Below are 23612 nucleotides of genomic sequence, written 5' to 3'. Positions count from 1 at the left end.
ATCTTTCATAATACAGTGAGTTCTTTTCTTCTTCCGTGAATTCTAGGTTAATCATGTTTTTAATGAGTGCTTTGCTTCTAATTATGACTCTTAAACTATATTATTGTCCTTGAGTAAAAAATGCAAGTTGTAGCCGTGCAAAGTATATAAGGTTGGTCAGGGTTGACCTATTAGATTCAGTCAGGGGACTGAAGACCTTACTAGGCGGTTATTTCAGGTATTTCAACCTTATTTCATGCCTAAACGTTTCGCACAAATCCTTTGAGTATAGGCTACTTATGAGGAGAGGCACGGGAGCATCTCACCTTTGTAACCCCTAAATCAGGTTTTTATGTCAAGCTATTTTGAAAGCCTTGCTAGAAAACAGTTTTAGGGATAAGTATAATTACTCACTTGCATAAATGAGATGCTCCCAGAGGCAGAGAGGCAGGCTTTTCTTCCCTAGCTGTTGAGAGAGTCAGCTATTAGTAGCTCGCTTTCTACTGCTATTGTCAACTGTTTCCTCAGTCCTCCAGTAATCTTTAACATTTCCTCAAGACTTAGAAAGTCAACTAGATACTATGTACTGTGACGAGAAAAGCCTTCCTTAGTCAATCGTTGCAAAAATTGCAGGAAGTTATCTCGAATTTTATCTGTAGCCTGGAGGGTAAGATGGTTCTCATCGGAATAGAGCCTTTGATTATCCTGTACAGCATGACAATACTTCTCACTCTGAGGACATAGTAAGGCAAAGGGATCGAAAGCGACTAAATTGGGAATGCTCTCAATTTCCCGACGTAGAATGATTGTAAATTTCTCATTCTTTTTCGTTAGTTCTTCCCGCTCCATCTTAACGAAACACTTATCCGATGGCTTTCTCCTGAACCATTCTTGAGTACACAAGTCTAAAGGATATAAATCAGGCATCTCAGGAGTAGGCAACATAACAACTATTTTTGTCTTCTGATTGTCTTGAGCAAACTTCTTAAGCTCCTTCAGCCATTCTACTAGAGCATCTTGAGGGTTTTCTGTTACTCCCGATTCAAGATAATAATTGATTCTCTCGTATCTCCTTGTGCCAATACGCGGCTGTCCAAAGTAATAAGCGAGGTAGGAAGATAGAATGATGATATTGTTTTCTTGAGGTTCTAAGCGATTAATTTGATTATATACTCTTTTGTTTAGGGTTTTATTATTGTTCTGATTTTTGGCTAAGGTCATTCCTCCTACGGAACTGGAATAGTCCATAGTTGGGAATATGGTGGCGTTAATTGCTACTACTTTGCTATTCATTTTAAGCTCCTCAGCCACCTGTTCTACCATTCCTTTATAATGATTGGCATGACTATCACCAATAAGAATTATATTACCTTGCTTTTTATCCTGTACTATTACAGATTTTTTCTCGGAGATATTATCTGGCTTTTGCTGATTCTTGCTGCCTGTATATAAAGCTCTTGCGGGGGAGGATAGAAGTCCGATTAATAGGACAGTTGCCATCGCATAAGCAGTTATACCATATACTATAGATTTCCCTTGAGAGTTAGACCATTGCTTATGTCTGAAGGGTTTTTCTACCCAATAGTAAGAAGCAAGAGAAGCTAATACTATGCACAGTAATTGTATAGGGAATGTCCATAAATTGATCCCCACGGTCAATTTACTTAAAACAATTACTGCCCAATGCCAGAGATACAAAGAGTAGGAAATTAAACCAATAAAAACAACCTGGGGCTGAGTGAGTAGGTTGAATATCTTGGTTTGAGGACGTAGGGAAGTAATGGCTATTGCTGTTAATAATACACAGGCGATTGTTACGAGGACAATAAATTGACTCGGTACAAACATAATGGCTAGTAGGCATAATATAGCTATACCAGCAGGCAACTTTTTCAGATAATCGTGAAGGAAACTTTTACGATTGTATAGGAAAAGGAAAAGGAGACTCCCTGCTCCCATCTCCCAAAAACGAGAAGTCATCAGGAAGTATGCCCCCGGTTGATAGGCTGCGTTAAAGTGAATGAAAGAGACTAGGGAAGCAGTGGAAAGCACGCACATCAACCAAAAAAGATTTTTCGCTCCTTTGACGGTTTGCTGAGTAAAGCCTGTTAACCAAACTAAAAAGGGAAATAATAGATAAAACTGCTCCTCAACGCCTAAAGACCAAGTGTGAGTAAAAATGTTCCTCTCTGCCCACACTCCAAAATAGTCGGTGGCTTGCTTCAGCAGATAAAGATTTGAGACTCCGAAAAGAGACCCGATTCCCGTTCTGAGAGAGGCTATAGGATAAACTTCAAATAGGCAAATGAGAATGCTGCTAATAATTACGCACAGCACTAGAGCGGGCATCAGACGCTTTACTCTTCTTCCATAGAATCCCCCAATAAATTCCTTAAAGTTTTTCTGCGTTCGCTTCGCTAGAGATGCAGTGATTACATAACCAGAAATAACAAAAAAAATATCTACACCTAGATAACCACTGGGCAATAGGTCTTTGTTAAAATGGTTAATAATTACGGCTAAGACAGCTATAGCTCTGAGTCCGTCAATCTCAGGTCGGTAGCTACTCGCAGATTTACTTATATCCATAGGAGAGAAGTTGAGTAGTTAGTTGATATTTTTTATATTTTTTCATATTTGCAACACACTTTAACATATCAACCCTTCTTTGACAAGTAATTCCCCTAGCCTAGGGTAGTTCGCATTTTTTGGCTTGTGGTCAACTCTTGATACCCAATACTGCCCCAGGACACAACCGCTGAAATTCTCCTTCGTAATGCCTTACTACCAAGACATTAGCGATCGCCACTAGGGTTTTTCTGGCGGCGTGGTTTCCCCTAGAAAAAGAACGCTGCCGCACCGCAGAGCAACAAGAAAAAGGTAAATAGGCTGAATAAACGTGGTGAAGGGCGAAATAAAGCCATAACTAAATCAATAATGCTCTTGACAAAATGTCTACCCAGTGTAGATAATGGTAGTTTGTGTGAACTTTAGCTAGACTCAATAAACCCTTGGCTAACGTTATAGTGATTGGTGCCCAATGGGGCGACGAAGGAAAAGGAAAAATCACGGATCTGCTGAGTCGGTCGGCGGATGTGGTGGTGCGTTCTCAAGGTGGCGTAAATGCGGGTCATACCGTCGTCGTCGAGGGTCAAACGTTCAAACTCCATCTAATTCCCTCCGGGATTCTCTACCCGGATACGGAATGTATAATCGGCTCAGGCACAGTCATAGATCCCTCGGTGTTACTCAAAGAGATGGCGCAATTACACGCCCTCAATGTTACCACCGACAATCTCTATATCTCGCAAACGGCTCATGTCACTATGCCCTATCATCGGCTGCTCGATCAAGCATCCGAGGAAAAACGGGGTAAATATAAAATCGGCACCACGGGACGGGGTATCGGCCCCACCTATGCCGACAAATCCGAGCGCATCGGTATTCGAGTCATCGACTTGATCAATACAGAGAATCTGCGGCAAAAACTAGAATGGACGATCAATTATAAAAACGTCATTTTAGAAAAGTTATATAACTTACCGCCTTTAGATGCGAAGACGGTGATCGAGGAATATCTAGAATATGCCGAGAAACTGCGTCCCCATGTGGTCGATAGTTCCCTAAAAATCTACGAAGCAATCCGCAAGCGTAAGAATATTCTTTTTGAAGGGGCCCAAGGCACCCTACTCGACCTCGATCACGGAACCTATCCCTATGTTACCTCCTCCAATCCGATCGCTGGGGGTGCTTGTGTAGGTTCTGGCATCGGTCCGACGGTAATCGATCGAGTGATCGGTGTGGCCAAAGCTTACACCACTAGGGTAGGGGAAGGTCCATTTCCCACGGAATTAGAGGGGGAGATCGAGCAGTTATTATGCGATCGCGGGGCGGAATTCGGGACTACCACCGGCCGTCGTCGTCGCTGCGGTTGGTTTGATGCGGTTATCGGTCGTTACGCAGTGCGAATCAATGGTTTAGACTGTCTAGCGATTACCAAATTAGATGTTCTCGATACCCTAGAGGAAATCAAAGTCTGTGTTGCCTACCAATTGGACGGCCAAACCTGTCGCCATTTGCCCAGCAGCGCCGTGGAATTCGCCCGTTGTCAACCGATTTACCGAACGATGCCGGGGTGGCAACAACCTACCAGCGATTGTCGGAGTCTGGAAGACCTGCCTAAACAGGCCCTCGATTATCTAAAATTCCTAGGGGCGATCATGGAAGTACCGATCGCTATTATCTCTCTAGGAGCTAGTCGCGACCAAACTATTATCGTTGAAGACCCCATTCACGGTCCAAAACGCGCTCTTTTGGACGAAAATGGCTCACCTTGGGATAATCACGAATTTTAAATCATTGCTAAAGAGGATTAGTCAACTATGCAAGTTAGCGTTGAATGTCAAAAAAGACCGGAGAATATTAACCCCAGGGAGCTACGTCGTCAGGGTTTGATCCCGGCGGTTCTCTATGGCCACAACGGCACGGAATCGGTTTCTCTGGTGGTGGGAGAAAAAGCGGCCTTAACCCTGCTCAAAAAGGCCTCGGTAAATAATACCCTGGTGGATGTGAATGTCCCCGAAATGCCCTGGACGGGAAAAGCTTTGATCCAAGAGGTACAATCTCATCCCTGGAAAAGAAATCTCTATCACCTCAGTTTCTTCTCCGTATCTGCCCACGGTAAGCTCGATATCGTTGTTCCGATTAAAGCCATAGGAGAAGCGATCGGAACCAAACAGGGCGGTTTAATCGAACAGTTCGTCAACGAAGTTAATGTCTCCTGTATTGCCGATAATATCCCAGAAGTGATCGAATTTGATGTGTCGGGGATCGGTGTGGGGCAATCCCTGCTCGTGGGTGATTTGAAAATGCCAGAAGGGGTAACTTTAAAAGACGATCCCCATACCACCGTTTTTGCCATTGTTGCCGCTAAACGGTAAATTCAGTGATCAGTGATCAGTTACCAGTCATCAGTGAGCGGCCAATCATATTTCATTGTTGACTGTTGACTGTTGACTGGTTACTGCTCTGGCGCTCCCATCTACTGGGGGGTTATATCGTGAAAACGCTCAAATAGCTCCTCGCGGGCGGATTCGATTAATAAACGGCTAGATTCGCTGGGGGATAAGGATAACAATCCCTCAATCACGGGATTAAAAGAATCATCTAACTGTCCAAAGCGCACTTGTAGTAAATTTTCGATCATGCCCCGACGCGCCTCTTGACGACCTTCTTGAAGACCTGCTTGACGACCTTCTTGACGACCTTCTTGACGACCTGCTTGAAGACCTTCTTCAAGAGCTTCTTCTCTAGCTTGTCGTCTCACTGCTTCTTTCCATTCCAGATAAGTTTGGGATAACGTCATAAACACCTCTCGATCTTCTTCTTCTAAAATATTTTGTATTTCCACGCTCACCCGCCAACTAAGTAATAGTTCTATGACATTTTGACGGTAGTTGTTCCCTATTGGTAATTCTAGCAACTCTCGCACGGCTTGATTCTGAGTTTTACCCTTACCCAATAACCTTAACCAGAGGGTGTGAAAATTAACAGGAAGTTGATTGATCACAATAATAGCCGTGCGCTGTAAACGAGGCAAGAAATACACCCCTTCGGGCCAATTCGGGTCTAAGACCGCCCCAAAACCGTTTAGTATAGTTTCACTAACCAGAGGGGCAAGAATCCATAAACGGGGCAAATTTTCCTCATTGTAGGAGCTATTTTCTCGTTTGGCCTGTCGCTGTAGTTCAGCAAAAACGGCGGTTAATTTCGAGAGACAATTACGCACATCGGCACGAGTGGGAGAATTACGATAGGGTTCTAGGAGGGCGCTATTTAGGGCAATTTGACCTAATAATCCTAGATTATCGACAGTTATCTGCCCCTCTGGATAAGGCGAAAAAAATAGATCAATTTGTCGGGTTTCGTCGGTAATTTCTTTGCTAATTTCTACCCGGCCTAGGGGCGATAATAATTCTTCCAGATAGTTTTTAGCAAATTGGTCATGAGGTTTCATCAATCGAGGCGAAGAAAAAATGGTAAGATTAGTTAAAGAAAATGATACAAATATACATTGATTAGAGAAAAAAAGCTATAAGTAAAAGAAAAGTTAATCTTCCTAAGTCCCATGACCAGAAAAGAACGGCTCTACTCGTGGTTCTCAAGAAAACCCTTGACCTGGCAACAATCGCGGGCTATGTGGCGCGATTTATGGTTAGAAGCGTCCCTCGATTTTCCCTATCTAGCTTTGATTGTTAGTTCTTGTGCGATCGCTACCTTTGGCTTAGTCGCCAATAGTGCGGCCGTGATTATTGGGGCGATGATTATTGCCCCTTTGATGTTGCCGATTCGTAGTCTGGCTTTTGGTGGTTTAATTGGCAGTTGGCGATTAATTCGTAAGTCAGCCTTGGCGATTTTAGTCGGTACGATTATCGCTTTAGCGATAGCTTGGTTTCTAGGATTATTAATCGGAATTTCTGAATTTGGTAGTGAAATTCAAGCCCGTTCTCAACCGAATCTTTTAGATTTAGGAGTGGCAATTACCGCAGGGGCAATCAGTGGTTATGCCAAAATAGAACCGAAAATTTCAGGTACTTTAGCGGGAACAGCGATTGCCGTGGCTTTAATGCCACCAGTTTGCACGATTGGTTTAGGATTATCCCAAGGCAATTGGATACTAAGTTTGGGGGCAACTCTGTTATATATTACCAATTTATTAGGCATTGCTCTCGCCTGTTTGTTGGTCTTTTTACTGGCCGGTTATTCTAGTTTTCATCGGGCGCGTAACGCTCTATTTTTGACTTCTATCCTGACAGCAGTGCTGCTAATTCCTTTAGGAATAAGTTTTGCAACTCTGGCTAATCAAGCTCGCTTAGAAAGGTTGATCAAAAAAGCTTTATTACAACGAACGATTACTTTTAAACGGGCAGAATTATTGGAATCTTCAATTAATTGGCTCAAGCAGCCTCCCCGGGTGAGATTAGTAGTAAGAACCGCCGAAAGCATCACTCCCAGACAGGTAGAATTGTTGCAAGAATTTATTACTAAGGAAATGGGGCGACCTTTTCAGTTAAATGTCTTGGTTTCTAAAGTTAATGAAGTCACTTCCCCAGAATAAAGTCGAGAAAATTGGCTCAAGTAATGACAAACAAGGATTAATTCGCTATCTTAATGTTTGATATTTAATCTATAGGTAGGGTTCAGGTGAGTGGCGGCAATCGACCAGAAAGCACGGCTTATGTGCGGATAATTAAGCAATCTTGGCAAACGGGTAAATTAGAGGGAGAAGTGCGGACGGAACAATATCAATGGCGTTTTCAATGGCATTTTCTTCAAGGCAAGTTATTAGTACAACCTTCCCTAGGTAGGGCTTTGATTTTTGAACCCTTGAATCGGTTTTTAGAACGCTATGATTATCAATTAGAACCGGGAGGAGATTATGAATTTACAGTGCGATCAAAATTGTAAATATGGGGGATTAAATTACAGGTTTTCTCCTAAAGATGAAGTTTAAGCTAATTTGGCATCATCTCCCGATGACAGATTCCCTAAAAGGAAAACCTTGTACCTCATCATTAAGATAACCGGCTATTGATCAAGAGAAATTGACGGTTTAGGGACAACCCGGCCGAGATACTAGGTTTTTATAGGAAGTTTTTTGATTTAAATCCCACTGGTTAGGCTAAAATTCAGCCATACTAAAGCGTTATCTTAACGATCAGAATTTTTAGGAATAAGGGAAATGACGCAAGAACAGAAGGTTTCAGTGGGTATTGTCGGCGCTTCCGGATATGGTGGCGTACAGTTGGTACGTTTGCTCAAAGAACATCCCCTTGTCGAATTAGCCTATCTGGGGGGCGATAGTAGCGCCGGTAAACCCTACAGTGATTTATATCCCCATCTCGGTCATAGCATTAATCTTAATGTGGAGGCGATCGATTTAGAGATAATTGCCTCCCGTTGTCAAGTGGTTTTCTTGGGTTTACCCAATGGTTTAGCCTGTGATTTAGCCCCTCCTTTGATCGCTAAAGGGTGTAAAGTTTTGGATCTGTCGGCAGATTATCGTTTTACTAGCCTAGACACCTATAGTAAATGGTATGGCAAGGAACGTCAGGATCAAGCGATCGCATCTACGGCTGTGTACGGTTTGCCAGAACTTTATCGGGAAGAGATTAAAAATGCCTCTTTGATCGGTTGCCCCGGATGTTATCCTACTGCTAGTTTAATGGCGATTTCTCCCCTGTTAAGACAGGGTTTAATTCTCCCGGAAACCACGATTATTGATGCTAAATCGGGAACTTCGGGAGGAGGAAGACAAGCTAAGATTAATATGTTATTGGCAGAAGCAGATAGTTCGATCGGGGCTTATAATGTAGCGGGAAAACACCGTCATACTCCCGAAATTGAGCAGATTTGCAGTGATTTAGCTGGTCATGAGGTGCGCGTCCAGTTTACTCCCCATTTAATGCCCATGGTTCGGGGTATCCTGTCCACAGTTTACGCAACTTTGCGGGATCCTAATCTGGTGCGGGATGATTTAATCACTATCTACAATGCTTTTTATCGCGCTTCTCCCTTTGTCAAAATCCTACCCGGGGGAGTCTATCCACAAACTAAATGGGCCTGTGGTACTAATTTATGTTATCTCGGTATTGAAGTGGATCCGAGAACCGATCGAGTGATAGTGATGTCAGCGATCGATAATTTAGTTAAGGGACAATCGGGACAAGCGGTACAATGTCTCAATCTCATGATGGGTTGGGAAGAATCCCTTGGTTTGCCGCAAATGTGTTTTTATCCCTAAAAATTTCTGGATGCGTTTAACCGGGTACATCTCATTTTTGTAAATCTACTGAGTTGGGATTTTTAAAGCGGAACTATCTTCTAAAATTGGTGATCACTTCCGATTTTATCACTCAATCCAAGCCTTTGGGGGGTAGAACCCCCCAAACCCCCTTAGAAACCTTGACTTATTCGACTGGGATCACCTAGAAAGGCTCTTGCAGGAATCGATCCTTGAGTCGCTTCTGGGAGAATTTGCCAGTGTTGATCTAAAGCTTGTAACACCCGATCCTGCTGATTTCTGAATCCCTCGATATTGCTACTACCGGCATTCATAATTACAAACCAAACTTTACCCCTTTCTTGGGTGGGAATTTCTCCAGCTAAGGCGCTAACTTGGGCTAAAGTTCCAGTTTTAATCATCACTCCTTTAGGAATGGCGCGCCACTGCATAGTTCCTTTGGTATCGCGTCCCCCCACCGGAAATAAATCAGCGACTTTGATCGGTTGATTGGCTAACTTGCGATCCAATGCTTTCAGAATCTCAATAACTGCCCGGGGAGACAAGCGATTTTCTATCCCCAATCCCGAACCATTAATTAATTGAATTTCTTCCGCTCCTACCCCAGTAATTTTAGTATTAATTGCGTCCACTGCCGCCGGGCCACCGAGCAGTTCGGCTAACATTTCTGACATGACGTTATTACTATAAATATTCATCTGACGCAACAGTTCCGTTAAAGTTAAGGACTGATGACGCAATAATAATTGGGCATTTTCGGGGCGAATTTGACTGGCTCGAACCATGCCCAAAATCTTTACCTGTGGGGCTTTTGTGCCGCTAGGAAGACTCTGAAAAGCTTTTTTGGTTTCTTTTGACCATTTCGATTGATTAAGCCCAATTTTCAGTAATTCTCCCGCTTTGAGGGGATCGGTTTGAAAATTCATGGCGAATTGACCGGTAATGATCAGATCGCCTTTGACCTGACGGATGCCTAATTGATCGAGGCCATTGCCCACTGCGATCGCTTCTTCCCAGACAAAAAGCGGATCCCCTTCCCCTTCAATAATTAAATCTCCCTCTAACACCCCGTTTTTTACCTCTCCGGTGCTGTAAAAACGAGTAGCAAAACGATGATCGAGAGGCCAGGTTTCCACGGCGGCGAGAGTAGTGGCGATTTTAGTTAAAGAGGCGGCTGCAGCGGGCAGATTACCCTGATGATCAGCTAAATCAGCCCATTCCGTCTCAATTAAGACCCGTTGTTGACTAGAGTTTAAACCTTTTTTAGTCAAGTCTTGCAGATAATCGGCCACGATCGCCGCCACCCGGGGATCGGGAGCGGTGGGAAGGTCAAAAATAGGCTGATTTTGCCAAGAAATTAGGGGAATATTGGCGATCGGTTGGGATTGCCCCCCCAGCCAACCCAAGAGAAAGCCGAAAACTGCCAAATTAAAAACTGAGAACATCTTTTCCTTAATCGCAATGATGCCTTATTGTATAGAGATGATTGGTAATTTTTAACAATTGCTCGATCAGAAAACACTAATCCTCGATCGGCCAGCTTTTGTCAAGAGCTGCCGCTCAACTTATTAAAGATTTCTATCCCACTGACTCAATGGCAGAAACGGCATTAAATCGGGCAAGAATCGCGGTAGATGCGATGGGAGGTGACTACGCTCCCAACGAGATTATCGCAGGATCGATGCGAGCTTCCGAAGAATTAGATGTAGAAGTATTATTAGTCGGCGATTCTGAACGGATTGAGGCTTATTTCCAGCATCATCCCCGTCCCAAGAATCTCACGATCGTCCACGCAGAGGAAGTGGTGGCCATGGACGAAGAGCCGATCACCGCTATCCGTCGCAAACCGGCGGCCTCGATTAATGTGGCCATGGATTTAGTCAAACAAAATCGCGCCGATGCGGTGGTGTCCGCCGGTCACTCCGGAGCAGCCATGGCGGCGGCGTTACTACGTTTAGGTCGTTTAAAAGGAATCGATCGCCCGGCGATCGGTGCGGTGCTGCCGACGATGTTGGCGGGTAAATCGGTGATTATCCTCGATGTCGGGGCGAATGTGGACTGTAAACCCAAATATTTAGAGCAGTTTGCCCTAATGGGAACAATTTACAGTAAATACGTTATGGGGGTTGAAGATCCGAAAGTCGGTCTGCTCAATATCGGCGAAGAACCCAGCAAAGGTAACGATCTCGCCCTAAAAACCCACGAATTATTAGAAAATAACCAGCAAATTCCCTTTATCGGCAATGCTGAGGGCCGGGATGTGCTATCGGGACAATTCGATGTGATCGTCTGCGATGGTTTTGTCGGTAATGTCCTGTTAAAATTTGCCGAAGCGGTGGGGGGAATTATCCTACAAATTCTCAAAGAGGAATTACCTAGAGGGATACAGGGTAAAGTCGGGACGGCTTTAATTAAACCCAATCTTAAACAGATTAAACAACGCATGGATCATGCAGAACACGGTGGCGCACTGTTATTTGGAGTCGATGGGGTCTGTGTGATCAGTCACGGCAGTTCCCAAGCGCCTTCAATTTTTAACGCCATCCGACAGGCGAAAAATGCCGTCGATAATCGCGTTTCTGAGCGCATTCAAGCCTACAATGACCACCATCATCAATTAAAAAAGTTGTCGGTGAACGGTGAAGATTAAGCTGTGAAACATCTTGAAGCGGTCGGGAGACAGGAGACTCCGAGACAGGAGACAGGAGACTATTTTTATTTATTCTTCCCACTGATAACTGATCACTTCCCACTTCCCACTGATAACTGATAACTGATAACTGATAACTGATAACTGAAAAAGGGGGAATATTTTGAACGGATTCGGGGCAGCAGTCGTCATTACCGGTTGTGGATCGGCCACACCAGGGCAATTTCTCAGTAATGAAGAACTCAGCCGAATTGTCGAGACTTCCGATGAATGGATTAAAAGTCGTACAGGCATCGGTAAACGCCATTTAGCGGATCAATCGGTGTCTTTGAGCCAATTAGCAGCCCAAGCGGCGATTAAGGCTCTAGAAATGGCTCAGGTGTCGCCTAGGGACATCGATCTGATTCTTTTGGCTACTTCTACCCCCGATGATCTGTTCGGTAGCGCTGCCCAAGTGCAAAGTCAGATCGGGGCTAATCGGGCGATCGCTTTTGATCTCACCGCCGCCTGTTCGGGTTTTCTGGTGGCATTAGTCACTGCCACCCAGTTTATCCGTACTGGTACTTACCGCAATGTCTTGGTTATCGGGGCCGATGTTCTCTCCCGTTGGGTGGATTGGAACGATCGCGCTACCTGTGTCCTTTTTGGTGACGGGGCAGGGGCGGTTCTTTGTCAAGCAAATGATACAAAAGATAACATTCTCGGTTTTGAACTCCATAGTGACGGCAGCCAGAATAGTTCTCTCAATCTCGCCTATCAGGGGGAGGAATTGCCCCTTAAGGAGGGGGTAAGGGTTCAAAAAGGGACTTATAAGCCTCTAACGATGAACGGACGGGAAGTCTATCGTTTTGCCGTGGCGAAAGTGCCAGAGGTCATCGAAAAAGCTCTCTATCGCGCTAATTTAACCACCAGTGACATCGATTGGTTAGTTCTGCACCAAGCTAATCAAAGAATTATGGATGCGGTGAGCGATCGCCTGAAACTGCCTCCGGAAAAAGTGATCAGCAATCTCAGCGAGTATGGCAACACCTCCGCGGCCTCGATTCCTCTAGCCCTCGATGAAGCTGTCAGGAGTGGTAAGGTCAAAAAAGGTGATATTATTGCTTCTTCTGGCTTTGGTGCCGGTTTAACTTGGGGTGGGATTATCTTCCGTTGGGGAGATTAATTCAGTGATCAGTGATCAGTAAACAGTGATCAGTAAACAGTAACCAGTAACCAGTAAACTAAAAACTCACATCTGATAACTGATAACTGATAACTGATAACTGATAACTGATAACTGACCCAAACACATCTATCTATCTATTTTAAGAACTTATGAAAACAGCGTGGATATTCCCGGGACAAGGATCGCAAGCGTTAGGAATGATTGGAGATTTAGCGGAAAGCGCACTTGGTCAAGAGAGATTAGAAAGAGCAGAAAGAATCCTCGGTTGGTCAGTCCTGGAAAAATGTCAAGGGGATGAAGAAACCCTATCTCGTACTCTTTATACCCAACCTTGTTTATTTGTGGTGGAGAGTATTTTAGCGGATTTGTTGCAAGAAAAAGGTCATTTTCCCGATCTAGTCGCTGGTCACAGTCTCGGTGAATATTCCGCTTTGTATGCGGCCAGGGTGTTTAATTTTGAGACAGGATTAAATCTAGTTCAAAACCGTTCCCGTTTGATGGATGCGGCCGAAGGTGGTAAAATGGCCGCCTTAATGAAATTCGATCGCACCAGTCTAGAGACAGTGGTTAATCAGACGGAAAATGTAGTTATTGCTAATGATAATAGTGCTGAACAAGTGGTGATTTCTGGGACTCCTGAAGCGGTGGATTTGGTATTAGGTCAAGTGAAAGTTAAGCGGGTTATGCAGTTAAAAGTATCCGGCGCTTTTCACTCTCCCTTGATGGAAAATGCTGCTAATCAATTTCAGCAGATTTTAGAATTAGTTAATTTTCGGTCTGCAAAAGTTCCTGTGATTTCTAATGTCGATCCGAGCAATCCTACCCAGGACGGGGAAGAATTAAAAAAATATCTGATCTGGCAGATGACTAGCTCGGTTCGCTGGCGAGAAATTATGTTGAAATTGCCAGATGTGGGTGCGGAAAAAGCGATCGAAGTGGGTCCGGGTAAAGTTTTAACTGGTTTAATTAAACGAACTGTTCCTGCAATTGAGTTAGAAAATATCAGTCAATTAGCCGATATATCCAAGGGTAGCGACGATGTTATATTCCGGGGTTCATTAATTGGTGTTGGTTAAATTATCTAGCAACATTTTCGACAAAGGAAGTAAATTGATGGATACCTAGCCAAAAATTTGGTTAGGTATTTTTTTAGGAAACTATCATAGGGTTTGCGGCAAAAAGTTTTTCAGCAGACCCTAGTTATTCTCCCATCTCCCCCCCCGCAACGCGCACGAAGTGGTCTCCCCACTCCCCACGGTTATAGAAACCTCGGCAGAAAAGTCTCTACAACTAGGTTTTTCTAGGAATATAGCGTTTCCCAATCTCATGAGGTACACCAAAATCTTAACTCCTGACTCCTGACTCCTCAAAACTTAAGACTCTGTACCTCACAAGTATGGAAATTGCTATATTAGGAAAGGAGATTACCGCGACTACCGTTAGGAAGAATAGTTTCTTCGAGGGAAGCAGAAAGAAGATTATTTTCGGTTAAAATCGCCCCAATTAAGTTAGCTTGTTTGAGATTAGCTCGTTTAAGATTGCTTCCCACTAAATAACTCAAGAGTAATCCCGCTTGGTGTAAATTAGCACCAGAAAGGTTAGCGGAGGCTAAATTAGCGCCGAGCAGATTACAACCGGTTAGGTTAGCTTGGCGAAAATTGGCTTTATTAGCGTCAGTTTTGCTTAAATCGGCTCCGGTTAAGTTAGCTCCCTCAAAATCGCTACAATTGAGGTTAGCTCCCGTCAGATTAGCACCTTCCAGGTTAGCATAACGTAAATCCGCCCCCCGTAAATCCGCCCCGCGCAAATCGGCATAGCTGAGGTCGGCGTATTGAAGATGGCAGTTTTCCAGATTAGCTTGATAGAGATAGGCTCGAATTAGGTTAGCCTCTTTTAAGTTAGCATAGCTAAGATTGGCAGAGCTAAGAATAGCACGAGTGAGAATAGCCCGTTTTAGGTTAGCTTTCCCCGCCATGGCATGGGTTAAAGTGGCTGAGGTGAGATTAGCGGCTTCGAGATTCGCTTTGAACAGTTGAGCAAAAAGTAAGCTACTGTGAATTAAACAGGCAGAACTTAAATCAGCCTTTTTCAGAACAGTATTACTCAAAATTGCGCCGCTTAGTTGACTTTGGTGCAAATTTGCCCCGGAAAGGTCGGCTTTAGTCAGGTTAGCATCGATAAGACAAGCTTTGCTTAAATTAACTTCTTCGAGGGAAGCGTCCTTGAAATTAGCGTTAATTAAACAAGCTTCGGCTAAATTGGCTCGTTTTAAGTAACTATGACTGAGGTTAATCTGGTTTAAACACTGTCTCTTTAAATTAACTCCGCTAAGTCTGACTTCGGCAAAGTTGCGTTCACCTCGATTATACAGTTCGATTAGATGTTCACGATTGGTTAAGGCATTGCTAATCATAAAATAACTAAATTGTTCTGGAAGCTGATTTCCAGAGAATTGGTTGGGAAAAATTACTGATGATGAAGTCGATCTCTAGGATTAGTACAGGGAGCAACTAGGGATTTTTGCGAATAAATAGCAATTTTTAACCAATTACGGGCTTAAAATCCCTATTGGCAATCACTAAAACCGGTAAAGAACAAAAAGAATCGGGGTTCAATACCAAAAACAGCCCCTACCTAAACCCGCCACTTGTTGCCAGCCAGGTCTAGGCATTAAATTAGAGAAGTCTTGTGCGTCAGTTTTTCTGACTGAATCTACTGCCTCGCCGATGTCTTGACTCGGTATCATACAGTTGAATTTGTTAGGTCTGCTTAGTCAGTCCGGTAGCCAAGAGGCTAAAACTCTTCATCACCAGATTTCGGGGACTCTCCAGTTGAGCAAGCATAAAACTCTGTAAAAGTCAATCCCTCTTAGGGGTGAACTGCCCAATTCTATTCCCTGAAGTCTTGGTTTATTCAGTTTATCAGGTTGTGGTCTGTTTTGGCAAGAGCGGTTAATGGCTTTTTAATCAATTCGCCAAAAGGCTTGATTTTCCGTAGGAGATAATTGTACAGACTGGTTATCTAAATATTGTCTGAGACTGGGGGAAGGATTGAGGAGATAAATATCGGTAAATTGATTTTTTAAGGAGGGGATGGAAACTCTAATATCCGACTGAATAAATAAATACTTTGTCTTAGCATCAGTGGTATGAATAAGGGGCAAGGTATCTAACCAATGTTCTGAAATAATTAGAGGTTTTTGACTGCGATTAATCATTGTATAAGCGTTGGGAATATTGCTACCATAGCCCACATATCTAGTTGCTGGCGGTGGATAGGGAATTTTGGCAATTAATCCGAAAACTAGCAATAATATTAAGAGAATTTTTGCCCAGATTTGGCGCTGCTGTAATCCGTTGCTTAGTAAAAAGGTAACTGCCAGCAGCATACCGAGAAAACTTGGTAAGTAAAATCTGCCCACAGCTGTGTAGCGAAATCCTCTGATTAGATCCCAAGCTAAAAGAGAGAAAAAGGGGATAATTGTCAGGAGAATAATCAGGGTAAAAACTTTTTTATCAGCTTTTTTGCCCAGATAAATAAAGGAGATGATGACGAGGATAATTAGGCAGTATTCAATAATAGGGGTGCTGCTGGGATTGGCTAAACTAAAATTATAAAATAAACGAGCGATCATTGTTACCCATCTTTGCCAAAGTACCTCTAGGGGTAAACTGCCTTTTGACCATCCAAAGACAGTAAATCGACTGGTAAAAATCCGGGTTAACCAAATTGAATAAATACCTAGGGAAGCAAGTAAGCTGATGCTATAGTATTTTTTGGTTAAAGAGTTAAAAGAATTCAGCTGCAGCAGAAAATATAGGCTATGAACTACTAGAACAAAGATAAAGAAAACATGGGTATATAAACCAGCGATTAGGGATAAACTATAGAAAAACCAATCTTTTTTCGGTTGCGAGGAATCAATAGCTTTGAGAAATAACCAGCTAGAAAGTATCGAAAAGAAAACATATAGTCCGTATTCCCAAATTCCCAGAGCATAACCAGTAAAACGCGGGGAAAAGAAGATAAGTGTAGCGGCAATTAAAGCGGCGTTTTTATTTTTAAATAAAGTCAAAGCTAAATGGTAAAAACTCCATAAAATACCAAACCAAATAATGACTGAAAATCCCCTTAAGACTAGATAAGAATTGCCCAATAATCTTGCTAAAAACCAGAGGAAACTGTAATAGAGAGGTAGATCGTAATTCGAGCTAGTATAAAGAGAGGCTAAGGTATCAGGAAAACCTTTCACGGAATTAACCCCTTGAAATTGCCAGAGTTGTTCTGTAGATTTAATTTGTCCGTCGAACAGATAGTTAATTAACTGTTCGGGTCTGTTACCAGAAAGATGCAGTAAGACCAAAGATTCATCGTGCCAAACATAACTATAGTAGGCGAGATGGACAAAATAGAAAACATTGAAAATAATCAATAAACCTAAAGCAAATCTAATCCCAGATTGACGGGTAAGCATAATTATCTTGATCCTGTTAAAAAATCACTGATTACTGTTGACTAACTCCAGCTTAATTAATCTAGAATTTTGATAGGCAATGGGTAAAGTAAACCAAAATTCTGAGCCAACCTGTGGGGTACTTTTTACCCCAATTCTCCCAGAGTGAGCCTCGATTATTTGCCGACATTGGTAGGAACCTAAACCGATTCCCGTTAGGTGTTGATTATGAAGATTTCTTACATATAAATGGAAAAGATGTTGACATTGTTCCTCATCCATGCCAATGCCATTATCGCTTAAAGTGCAGTAGATCATGTCTTGGTCAATACGAGCATCTAAAGCTAATTGAATTGGTGGAGGATTATGTTTTAAGGCATTATTTAATAATTGCTCAAAAACACTTCTTAGCTGACAAGGATCGGCATTAATAGCAGGTAAATCATCGGGGAGACGATTAATAAAAGTAGCTTGGTATAAATCAAAATCTTTTTGCCAATCTTTGAGCCAAATTTCCACCTGTTCTTTTAAAGATAGAGGTTGACGATGCAAGATTAAAGGCCGTTCTTCAGCAAAATGATTTTCTGATAAAGCATTAATTAAAGTTAATTGTCGATCGCAACTACGCACCACCTGATCGAGCATTGCTCGCGAGATAGTTACTTTTTCTGTTTGCCGACACTGGAAATTTTTTAATAACATCACTAATCCCATAATCGAAGTGCGAAGATCGTGGGATACTGCCTGTAAAAAAACCGTTTTCATTTCGTATAAATGCTGAATTTCCCGGACTTTTTCCCGCAGTTCCAAGGTTCTTGCCGCCACTTCCCGTTCTAGATTATTATTCAAGCTTTGCACCCTCTGATATAGTTGCGCTTGGCCGATAGCGATACAAACTTGGGTGGCTAACTGTTCTAGTAATTTGACCTCGCTTTTTTGCCAATGACGAGGATGGGAATATTGATGGACAACTAAAGCACCTAAATGTTGGTTATTAACCGTTAGGGGTAAAACTAAAGAGGATTTAACTTGCAGGTATTCGTAATAACCCTTGAGAGTGGGCAGAGTTTTTACCTTAGCGGTATTATCGGCAATAATTAACTTATCTAAAGAAAATAATTGTCCCAATTCTTCCAGTAATTCTGGTTCGGGAAACCAACCCATCAGCGAGGGAATATCGGGACGACGGGACTCAGCGATTACCTTAGACCAACCCCCCTCTTGACAGTGACCGATATAGACTTGATCGGCATCAAGAAAACGTCTGATTTCCTCAACAATGGTATTTAAAACCTGATCTATATCTAAAGATTGATGGACTTTTAGAGCAACTTGTGTTAGTAAATGTTCTCTTTCTAAAGTTTCATTTAAAGCTCGATCGATCTGTTGTCTTTCGGTAATCGCCGCCGATAAAAACAGAGAAGTTGACATGACAATGACTAAAAAGATTTGTAAGATCAGGACACCTCTGGTATAATCAGGAGCCTGTAGGATAAAAGGGCTGATTCCCCCGACCAATCCCATCAAAGCTAAAATAGATACCAAAAAATTGGCTATTACCGCTCCCCAGGTCTGAAAACGCATGGCAGCCCAAACCACAAAAGGAAAAGGCAGATATTCGAGGTACTGCACCATACTCCAATCGGGGTTAAGAAAATTCTGTTGACCACCAAAAACCACAGAAGTCACCACCGTTAGCAAACTCAGACAAAGTAACGCCTCGCCACAGCGTTGGGGTTGTCGTGGTTCCCGCAGGGAGTGACGATTGAAGCAAAAACGCAACAGCAGCGGCGTGGTCATTAATATTCCTGTACTATCTCCGAGCCAGATAATGCCCCAAGACTGTCCAAATTGTCGCCAATCCCAAGTATTTAGCCAACTACGGGCAAAAGTATCGATAGTGGCATTAACTGCCGAGGCTAATAGGGCCGCCAAAAATACCAGTAAAAGGATATCGCGAATACGCTGTAAAGTGGCGGAAAATCTCAGATAATGCAGGAATTGCGCCCCTAACAGAGCCGATATACTGCTACCGAGCGCCGAAAATAGAGCTATGGGCCAACTGGCACCTAAAAAGAAGGTCAGAAGCAAATCTCCGATAAAAACGCCTAAAACTAGCCTTTTTCCCCCTAAAAAAACAGCAGTTAAGCCAATACCAGCACTCATCCAAATTGGGGCAGGTCGCGACCCTAAATCTAAGCAGAGATAGCCTAGCCAACCAACACCCAGATAAACTAGGGCAACAAGCACAATTTTAGATCGATCTGATGAAATACGCAGCATTTTCAGTTATCAGTTATCAGTTATCAGTTATCAGTTATCAGTTATCAGTTATCAGTTATCAGTTATCAGTTATCAGTTATCAGTTATCAGTTATCAGTTATCAGTTATCAGGTTTAAGTTTTAAGTTTTAAGTTATTAGGTTTAAGTTATTAGGTTTAAGTTTTCAATTTTCAATAAATTTAGTATCTTTCACTGGTCACTGGTCACTGGTCACTGGTCACTGATCGCTGATCACTGTTAATCTCTCTCCAGATTGCCTAAACTAGGAGTAGTTCTGCTTCATGCAGATGGGTGAAAACCGTACATTTTCCCGTTAGGAATCAAAGATCATGCGGATTTTAATTGTTGAAGACGATCCTTTAATGCAGTTAGGTTTAGAACAAGCGCTCGGTGAACAGCCAGATTTTGAGATTGTCGGTCAAGCGAGTGATGGTCTGGCGGGGGTACAATTAGCCCTATCCCTACGGCCAGATTTAGTGGTCATGGACATCGGTTTACCCCGTCTCGATGGCATTGCGGCAACTAAACAGATTAAGGAAGGTTTAGCTAATGTTCATGTGGTTATGCTCACTTCCCACACTCTCCAACAGGAAGTGATCGCAGCTCTGGCCAGTGGTGCTGATGCCTATTGTATCAAGGGAGCGAGTCTCGATCGCCTTTTGGCCGCTATTGAAGCAGCTAAGGATGGGGCCACCTATTTAGACCCTCAAATTGCCCGTTTAGTCATGGATAATCTCAAAGCACCGGCAGTGCAACCTAATCCCAATCTAGCACTTTTATCGGAGCGAGAAATGGAGGTTTTAAAGTTAATTGTTGAAGGCAAAAGTAACGCTGAAATCGCCGAACAACTCTATTTAAGCACCAATACGATTAAAACCCATGTGCGGGGAATTATGAATAAATTGGCCGTGGACGACCGAGTACAAGCGGCCGTAATTGCCCTGCGTTCCGGTATTGTTTAAGGGGAAAATGGCGATTTACCCACAGGAATATTCTACCTCAATTGCTATTGCTACAATTGCTCAAAAAATCCCTTCAATCATTTATAATAAGTTATCGACCTATCTCTGTTGGATAAACCATGACTATCGCTGAAAGCTTACCCCTAGTCGAGTCTCATGTCAACCCTGAGATAATCTTCCCACAAGGCCAATTTTGGAGTGATGAACCACCCTTGGAAAGTAACCTACATCTACAACAAATTATTTTACTAATTCAGTGTTTAGAATGGTGGTGGCGCGAGCGAGAAGATTATTTTGCCACCGGCAATTTAACTATCTATTACAGTCCCAACCAGAAAAAGTCAGAATTCTTTCGTGGTCCTGATTTTTTCGTCGTTTTGGGGACAAATCCCAATCCTAACCGCAGAAGTTGGGTAGTTTGGCAAGAAGAGGGCAAATATCCCAATTTAATTATCGAAATTCTCTCCGATAGTACCGCCAAAGTTGACCGAGAGGAGAAAAAACAAATTTATCAAGATATATTTCGCACTCCCGATTATTTTTGGTTTGACCCAGAAAGCTTAGAATTTCAGGGATTTACCCTAATTAGCGGTCAATATCAACCGATTACCCCCAATCCCCAGGGATGGCTCTGGAGTCAACAATTAGGCTTATATTTGGGGTTATCCGCCAATAAATTGCGCTATTTTACCCCCGAAGGCGAATTAGTACCCACTCCCGCAGAAGCGGCACAACAGGCAGAAAATCGGGTTTTAGAGGCAGAAAATCGGGTTTTAGAGGCAGAAAACCAAGTCGAGCAAGAAAAGCAAAAAGCGGCGAAATTAGCGGCTAAACTGCGGGAATTAGGGATAGATACCGAGGAAAATCTCTAATCTTCATTTTCGGGGAGGGGTGAGGGTATTTGGTGTCATTTAGAGGCTGAATAGTTGATTAATCGCAGAAAGCTCCGCGCAAGCGTAAATTTTCCCGCAATTCCTCGGTCATCCCCACATTATCGGCAAACTTTGCCCCCTGCACTTTTGCCCCACTCAAATTCGCTTGAGTGATGTTGACTTCAACCAAATTAGCTCCTTCTAAATTAGAGCCAATTAAATTAGCTAAAGCCAAACTAGAACGGTAAAAATCAGCATAACTTAAATCGGCATTAGCTAATAAGGCTCCGCTTAAATCCGCTCCCTTAAAACTAGCATGACTGCCGTTAATTTCACTTAAATCAGCATCGGTTAAATTGGCCCCCCGCAGATTAGCTTGATAGAGATTAGCCATGCCTAAAGATATACCACTTAATTCCGCTGCCAGGAGATTTGCCCCAGTAAAATCCTTTAGGGGATTAAGTTCAGCTAATTGGGCTAATTCCAGAAAATCATCACTAACAGCAGCATAAATTCCCTCGATTTGTGCCTGCAATTTCTCTAAATTTTCTGATGATGCTGGTTGCGGTTCAACTAGAACAGTATCTAATTCTACCTGCGATGAACCCAAAGAAATACGACTTAAAAAAGCATCAAATTGATTTTCCATCAGGAAAAATGCTAACTTTCGCTCTAAAATACTATGTTTATTGGGACTTAGATCGTGTTTCCATAATCCCGATGTTTCCGTGATACAGATATCGGCAGCCGTCAGCGAAAATTGCACCGTGAGATGATAAGGTTCTTCCACCACACTGACGGTTCCTAGGTTAATCCTTTCGATCGCTCCTGTAAATATTGACTGAGGACTTTTGAAAGATAACCGCCATTGATGATTATTAATACGATTTATGTATAAATCTTGACTAGAAAGAGGATTAGGTGTTAGGTGACAATTAACTAAAAGAAAATCTAATTTTCCTCCTTTCAGTCCCCATTTGATTTCCCCGCCGAGGAGAGATTGAATTTGAGCCTGTAGGTGTAAAGTTAAATATAAATCAAATTTTTGCGAGTCGGTGGCTACTGGTTCTAGGGTTAACGATACACTATCGGGATAGCGATCGAAGGCAGCTAAAAGACGCATAATCTAAAAAAGAAAAGTCAAAATAAACAGTAAAAAAGTGGTGTTTCTCTGGCCCCAAAGCCGAGAACTCACCCCTATTTAAAACAATAGCTGATTTTCTCGATCCTCGATGAACATTTCTTCGGCGATCGCTGAATGATTGCCCCTGAAAATCAAGGTTAAATTAGTTGACTTTCTCTTTTTTGCCGATATTGCCGTCCGCATTAAAAAACATCGGTAAAAAGCGTTCCATAAACATTTGTGGATCACGATTCCAGGCTTTTTGAGCCGCTTCTACCCGGAATAATTGCAATTTCGGGTCGAGAAGGGTTTGGGGTAAACGTTCCATCAGATATTGAGGACGTTCCCAGAGCGGCATAGTGGCGGCGATTTCCATTAAATGACCGACGCGGCGTAATTCTGCCCCCAGAGTGATATCCATACCCGATTCATAGGCGGCCTGTTCGATCGCCGAGTATTTGACCTTAGCTTTTTCGACTTTTTGCCGATGTTCGGGGCTTTTTTGGGCAATTTTGGCTAACCAACGATTGCCCCAACGCACATGGCCCGCTTCTTCGGGGAAGATTTTGGCGATCGTTTCCCGAATTTTCAGATTTTCTGGGGTTTGTTCCCCTGCTTTGAGGGCATAAATATGGGCGGCAAAGTATTCGCATCCCCGTTTTTCCGTGACGTTAATTGCCGCTAGGGCCGCAATCAGTCTATCTTCCCTTTGTTCTTCGCCTTGGAATTGATCTTGATCGAGAAGACGTTCAAATTCATCGATATAGGACAACCCCGGCGGTTTCCCCACATCGGCCCCCAATTCGATTAATAAATCGGTTAACCAGTAGGCATGGCGGGCCTCATCGGCGACGTGATGGGAAAGCTCTTGGATCAATTCTTTTGGTTGTCCGTCCAAGGTTTCGATCAGTTCGGTCAGGTCTTTACAGCTACGTTGTTCGTTGTAGCGGTAACGGTTGAGGGTGACAAAATGAATTTCGCGATCGCTAATGACACGCTTCATGATGTCGCGAGCGCTCATCGTCTTCTTGAATTTACGAGGGTAAGCAACGGTCATGATTTTGTATCGTTTTGTAAACGGCTTTCCGTATTCTAACGGAGTTTTTTCCCGATCTGGCAAGGGATCGGCAAGTGGCAAGCTTTTTTCAGTAACCAGTGAAAGATAAGCTGCCCGCGCATTTAAACCCACATTCCGCACCCTAGTCGTTGAAATCAAAAGTTGCTCTAGCCCTTGTATAGTAAGACTTTTAGCGATTACTAAGAATTATGAAGTGTCACACTCTAGTCAGCGATCGCCAGCTTAATGAGAGTTTATCTCA

20 protein-coding genes are annotated in these 23612 nt (G+C 43.0%); 11 read left to right on the top strand and 9 right to left on the bottom strand.

Annotated features, from left to right (window positions below):
* Positions 1-558 precede the first annotated feature (558 nt).
* A complete protein-coding gene (locus tag O9324_RS16040) occupies positions 559-2568 on the bottom strand; it encodes an acyltransferase family protein (RefSeq protein ID WP_288140700.1) in 2010 nt (669 codons plus the stop codon).
* Positions 2569-2990: 422 nt separating this feature from the next.
* Here O9324_RS16040 and O9324_RS16035 point away from each other — a divergent pair, with 422 nt between their 5' ends.
* Together O9324_RS16035 and O9324_RS16030 are read left to right on the top strand one after the other, a co-directional pair.
* Positions 2991-4334: an adenylosuccinate synthase gene (locus O9324_RS16035; protein WP_002787474.1), complete on the top strand. Its 1344-nt coding sequence runs from the start codon at positions 2991-2993 to the stop codon at positions 4332-4334.
* Between the two features lie 27 nt (positions 4335-4361).
* A complete protein-coding gene (locus O9324_RS16030) occupies positions 4362-4919 on the top strand; it encodes a 50S ribosomal protein L25/general stress protein Ctc (protein ID WP_288140699.1) in 558 nt (185 codons plus the stop codon).
* 101 nt (positions 4920-5020) lie between these two features.
* Here O9324_RS16030 and O9324_RS16025 read toward each other — a convergent pair whose 3' ends face one another.
* On the bottom strand, positions 5021-5995 hold the full coding sequence (locus tag O9324_RS16025; protein ID WP_288140698.1) for a FliH/SctL family protein: 975 nt from the start codon (positions 5993-5995) through the stop codon (positions 5021-5023).
* Positions 5996-6106: 111 nt separating this feature from the next.
* Between O9324_RS16025 and O9324_RS16020 the strand changes: the two genes are divergently transcribed.
* The 3 genes from O9324_RS16020 (at position 6107) to argC (ending at position 8782) form a co-directional block, all read left to right on the top strand.
* Entirely contained in the window at positions 6107-7096 is a 990-nt protein-coding gene (locus O9324_RS16020) for a DUF389 domain-containing protein (RefSeq protein ID WP_288140697.1), read from the top strand.
* Positions 7097-7182: 86 nt separating this feature from the next.
* A complete protein-coding gene (locus O9324_RS16015) occupies positions 7183-7446 on the top strand; it encodes a DUF3146 family protein (RefSeq protein WP_004157975.1) in 264 nt (87 codons plus the stop codon).
* A 274-nt stretch (positions 7447-7720) separates the two neighbouring features.
* Positions 7721-8782 (top strand): N-acetyl-gamma-glutamyl-phosphate reductase, encoded by a 1062-nt coding sequence (gene argC, locus O9324_RS16010; protein ID WP_288140696.1) that lies wholly within the window; start codon positions 7721-7723, stop codon positions 8780-8782.
* A gap of 152 nt (positions 8783-8934) precedes the next feature.
* On the opposite strand, the gene O9324_RS16005 is transcribed toward argC, so the two are convergent.
* On the bottom strand, positions 8935-10227 hold the full coding sequence (locus tag O9324_RS16005; protein WP_288140695.1) for a D-alanyl-D-alanine carboxypeptidase: 1293 nt from the start codon (positions 10225-10227) through the stop codon (positions 8935-8937).
* A gap of 149 nt (positions 10228-10376) precedes the next feature.
* Between O9324_RS16005 and plsX the strand changes: the two genes are divergently transcribed.
* Positions 10377-11432 (top strand): phosphate acyltransferase PlsX, encoded by a 1056-nt coding sequence (gene plsX / locus O9324_RS16000; protein WP_288140701.1) that lies wholly within the window; start codon positions 10377-10379, stop codon positions 11430-11432.
* A gap of 69 nt (positions 11433-11501) precedes the next feature.
* Here the strand turns inward: plsX and O9324_RS15995 are convergent, their stop codons facing one another.
* Complete coding sequence (locus tag O9324_RS15995) at positions 11502-11624, bottom strand: hypothetical protein (RefSeq protein ID WP_288140694.1); 123 nt, start codon at positions 11622-11624, stop codon at positions 11502-11504.
* Between O9324_RS15995 and O9324_RS15990 the strand changes: the two genes are divergently transcribed.
* Positions 11596-12597, top strand: coding sequence for a beta-ketoacyl-ACP synthase 3 (locus O9324_RS15990; RefSeq protein ID WP_288140693.1), 1002 nt, complete (start codon positions 11596-11598; stop codon positions 12595-12597). The two genes, O9324_RS15995 and O9324_RS15990, sit on opposite strands and share 29 nt — an antisense overlap.
* A 152-nt stretch (positions 12598-12749) precedes the next feature.
* Positions 12750-13676 carry an ACP S-malonyltransferase gene (fabD, locus tag O9324_RS15985; protein WP_288140692.1) on the top strand — a complete coding sequence of 309 codons (927 nt, stop codon included), beginning with the start codon at positions 12750-12752 and terminating at the stop codon, positions 13674-13676.
* A gap of 335 nt (positions 13677-14011) precedes the next feature.
* Here the strand turns inward: fabD and O9324_RS15980 are convergent, their stop codons facing one another.
* The 3 genes from O9324_RS15980 to O9324_RS15970 all read right to left on the bottom strand — a co-directional run bounded on the left by O9324_RS15980 (position 14012) and on the right by O9324_RS15970 (position 19336).
* Positions 14012-15013, bottom strand: coding sequence for a pentapeptide repeat-containing protein (locus O9324_RS15980; protein WP_002765534.1), 1002 nt, complete (start codon positions 15011-15013; stop codon positions 14012-14014).
* Positions 15014-15562: 549 nt separating this feature from the next.
* Positions 15563-17074, bottom strand: a complete 1512-nt coding sequence (locus O9324_RS15975) for a glycosyltransferase family 39 protein (RefSeq protein ID WP_288140691.1) — start codon at positions 17072-17074, stop codon at positions 15563-15565.
* Positions 17075-17098: 24 nt separating this feature from the next.
* Positions 17099-19336 (bottom strand): sensor histidine kinase, encoded by a 2238-nt coding sequence (locus O9324_RS15970; RefSeq protein ID WP_288140690.1) that lies wholly within the window; start codon positions 19334-19336, stop codon positions 17099-17101.
* Between O9324_RS15970 and O9324_RS15965 the strand changes: the two genes are divergently transcribed.
* From O9324_RS15965 to O9324_RS15955, 3 genes are all read left to right on the top strand, one after another.
* Complete coding sequence (locus tag O9324_RS15965) at positions 19321-19467, top strand: hypothetical protein (RefSeq protein ID WP_288140689.1); 147 nt, start codon at positions 19321-19323, stop codon at positions 19465-19467. The genes O9324_RS15970 and O9324_RS15965 overlap by 16 nt on opposite strands.
* Positions 19468-19665: 198 nt before the next feature.
* Entirely contained in the window at positions 19666-20298 is a 633-nt protein-coding gene (locus tag O9324_RS15960) for a response regulator (protein WP_150977682.1), read from the top strand.
* A 119-nt stretch (positions 20299-20417) separates the two neighbouring features.
* A complete protein-coding gene (locus O9324_RS15955) occupies positions 20418-21170 on the top strand; it encodes a Uma2 family endonuclease (protein ID WP_288140688.1) in 753 nt (250 codons plus the stop codon).
* A 58-nt stretch (positions 21171-21228) separates the two neighbouring features.
* Here the strand turns inward: O9324_RS15955 and O9324_RS15950 are convergent, their stop codons facing one another.
* Positions 21229-22293, bottom strand: a complete 1065-nt coding sequence (locus O9324_RS15950) for a pentapeptide repeat-containing protein (protein ID WP_288140687.1) — start codon at positions 22291-22293, stop codon at positions 21229-21231.
* Between the two features lie 163 nt (positions 22294-22456).
* On the bottom strand, positions 22457-23350 hold the full coding sequence (locus O9324_RS15945) for a ferritin-like domain-containing protein (protein WP_288140686.1): 894 nt from the start codon (positions 23348-23350) through the stop codon (positions 22457-22459).
* Between the last annotated feature and the right edge of the window lie 262 nt (positions 23351-23612).

The organism is Microcystis sp. LE19-84.1B (assembly GCF_027531875.1).
GTDB lineage: Bacteria > Cyanobacteriota > Cyanobacteriia > Cyanobacteriales > Microcystaceae > Microcystis > Microcystis panniformis.
Note: the sequence above shows the minus strand (reverse complement) of the source record. Positions and strands in the feature narration are given on the sequence as shown.

Excerpts from the sequence above, each read along its gene's own strand:
- O9324_RS16020 (WP_288140697.1), top strand. The coding sequence starts at position 6,107 with ATGACCAGAAAAGAACGGCTCTACTCGTGGTTCTCAAGAAAACCCTTG.
- O9324_RS15965 (WP_288140689.1), top strand. The coding sequence starts at position 19,321 with ATGAAATACGCAGCATTTTCAGTTATCAGTTATCAGTTATCAGTTATC.
- fabD (WP_288140692.1), top strand. The coding sequence starts at position 12,750 with ATGAAAACAGCGTGGATATTCCCGGGACAAGGATCGCAAGCGTTAGGA.
- O9324_RS15995 (WP_288140694.1), bottom strand. The coding sequence starts at position 11,624 with ATGACGACTGCTGCCCCGAATCCGTTCAAAATATTCCCCCTTTTTCAG.
- O9324_RS15960 (WP_150977682.1), top strand. The coding sequence starts at position 19,666 with ATGCGGATTTTAATTGTTGAAGACGATCCTTTAATGCAGTTAGGTTTA.
- plsX (WP_288140701.1), top strand. The coding sequence starts at position 10,377 with ATGGCAGAAACGGCATTAAATCGGGCAAGAATCGCGGTAGATGCGATG.
- O9324_RS15955 (WP_288140688.1), top strand. The coding sequence starts at position 20,418 with ATGACTATCGCTGAAAGCTTACCCCTAGTCGAGTCTCATGTCAACCCT.
- O9324_RS15945 (WP_288140686.1), bottom strand. The coding sequence starts at position 23,350 with ATGACCGTTGCTTACCCTCGTAAATTCAAGAAGACGATGAGCGCTCGC.
- O9324_RS16040 (WP_288140700.1), bottom strand. The coding sequence starts at position 2,568 with ATGGATATAAGTAAATCTGCGAGTAGCTACCGACCTGAGATTGACGGA.
- argC (WP_288140696.1), top strand. The coding sequence starts at position 7,721 with ATGACGCAAGAACAGAAGGTTTCAGTGGGTATTGTCGGCGCTTCCGGA.
- O9324_RS15970 (WP_288140690.1), bottom strand. The coding sequence starts at position 19,336 with ATGCTGCGTATTTCATCAGATCGATCTAAAATTGTGCTTGTTGCCCTA.
- O9324_RS16030 (WP_288140699.1), top strand. The coding sequence starts at position 4,362 with ATGCAAGTTAGCGTTGAATGTCAAAAAAGACCGGAGAATATTAACCCC.
- O9324_RS15975 (WP_288140691.1), bottom strand. The coding sequence starts at position 17,074 with ATGCTTACCCGTCAATCTGGGATTAGATTTGCTTTAGGTTTATTGATT.
- O9324_RS16005 (WP_288140695.1), bottom strand. The coding sequence starts at position 10,227 with ATGTTCTCAGTTTTTAATTTGGCAGTTTTCGGCTTTCTCTTGGGTTGG.
- O9324_RS15950 (WP_288140687.1), bottom strand. The coding sequence starts at position 22,293 with ATGCGTCTTTTAGCTGCCTTCGATCGCTATCCCGATAGTGTATCGTTA.
- O9324_RS15980 (WP_002765534.1), bottom strand. The coding sequence starts at position 15,013 with ATGATTAGCAATGCCTTAACCAATCGTGAACATCTAATCGAACTGTAT.
- O9324_RS16025 (WP_288140698.1), bottom strand. The coding sequence starts at position 5,995 with ATGAAACCTCATGACCAATTTGCTAAAAACTATCTGGAAGAATTATTA.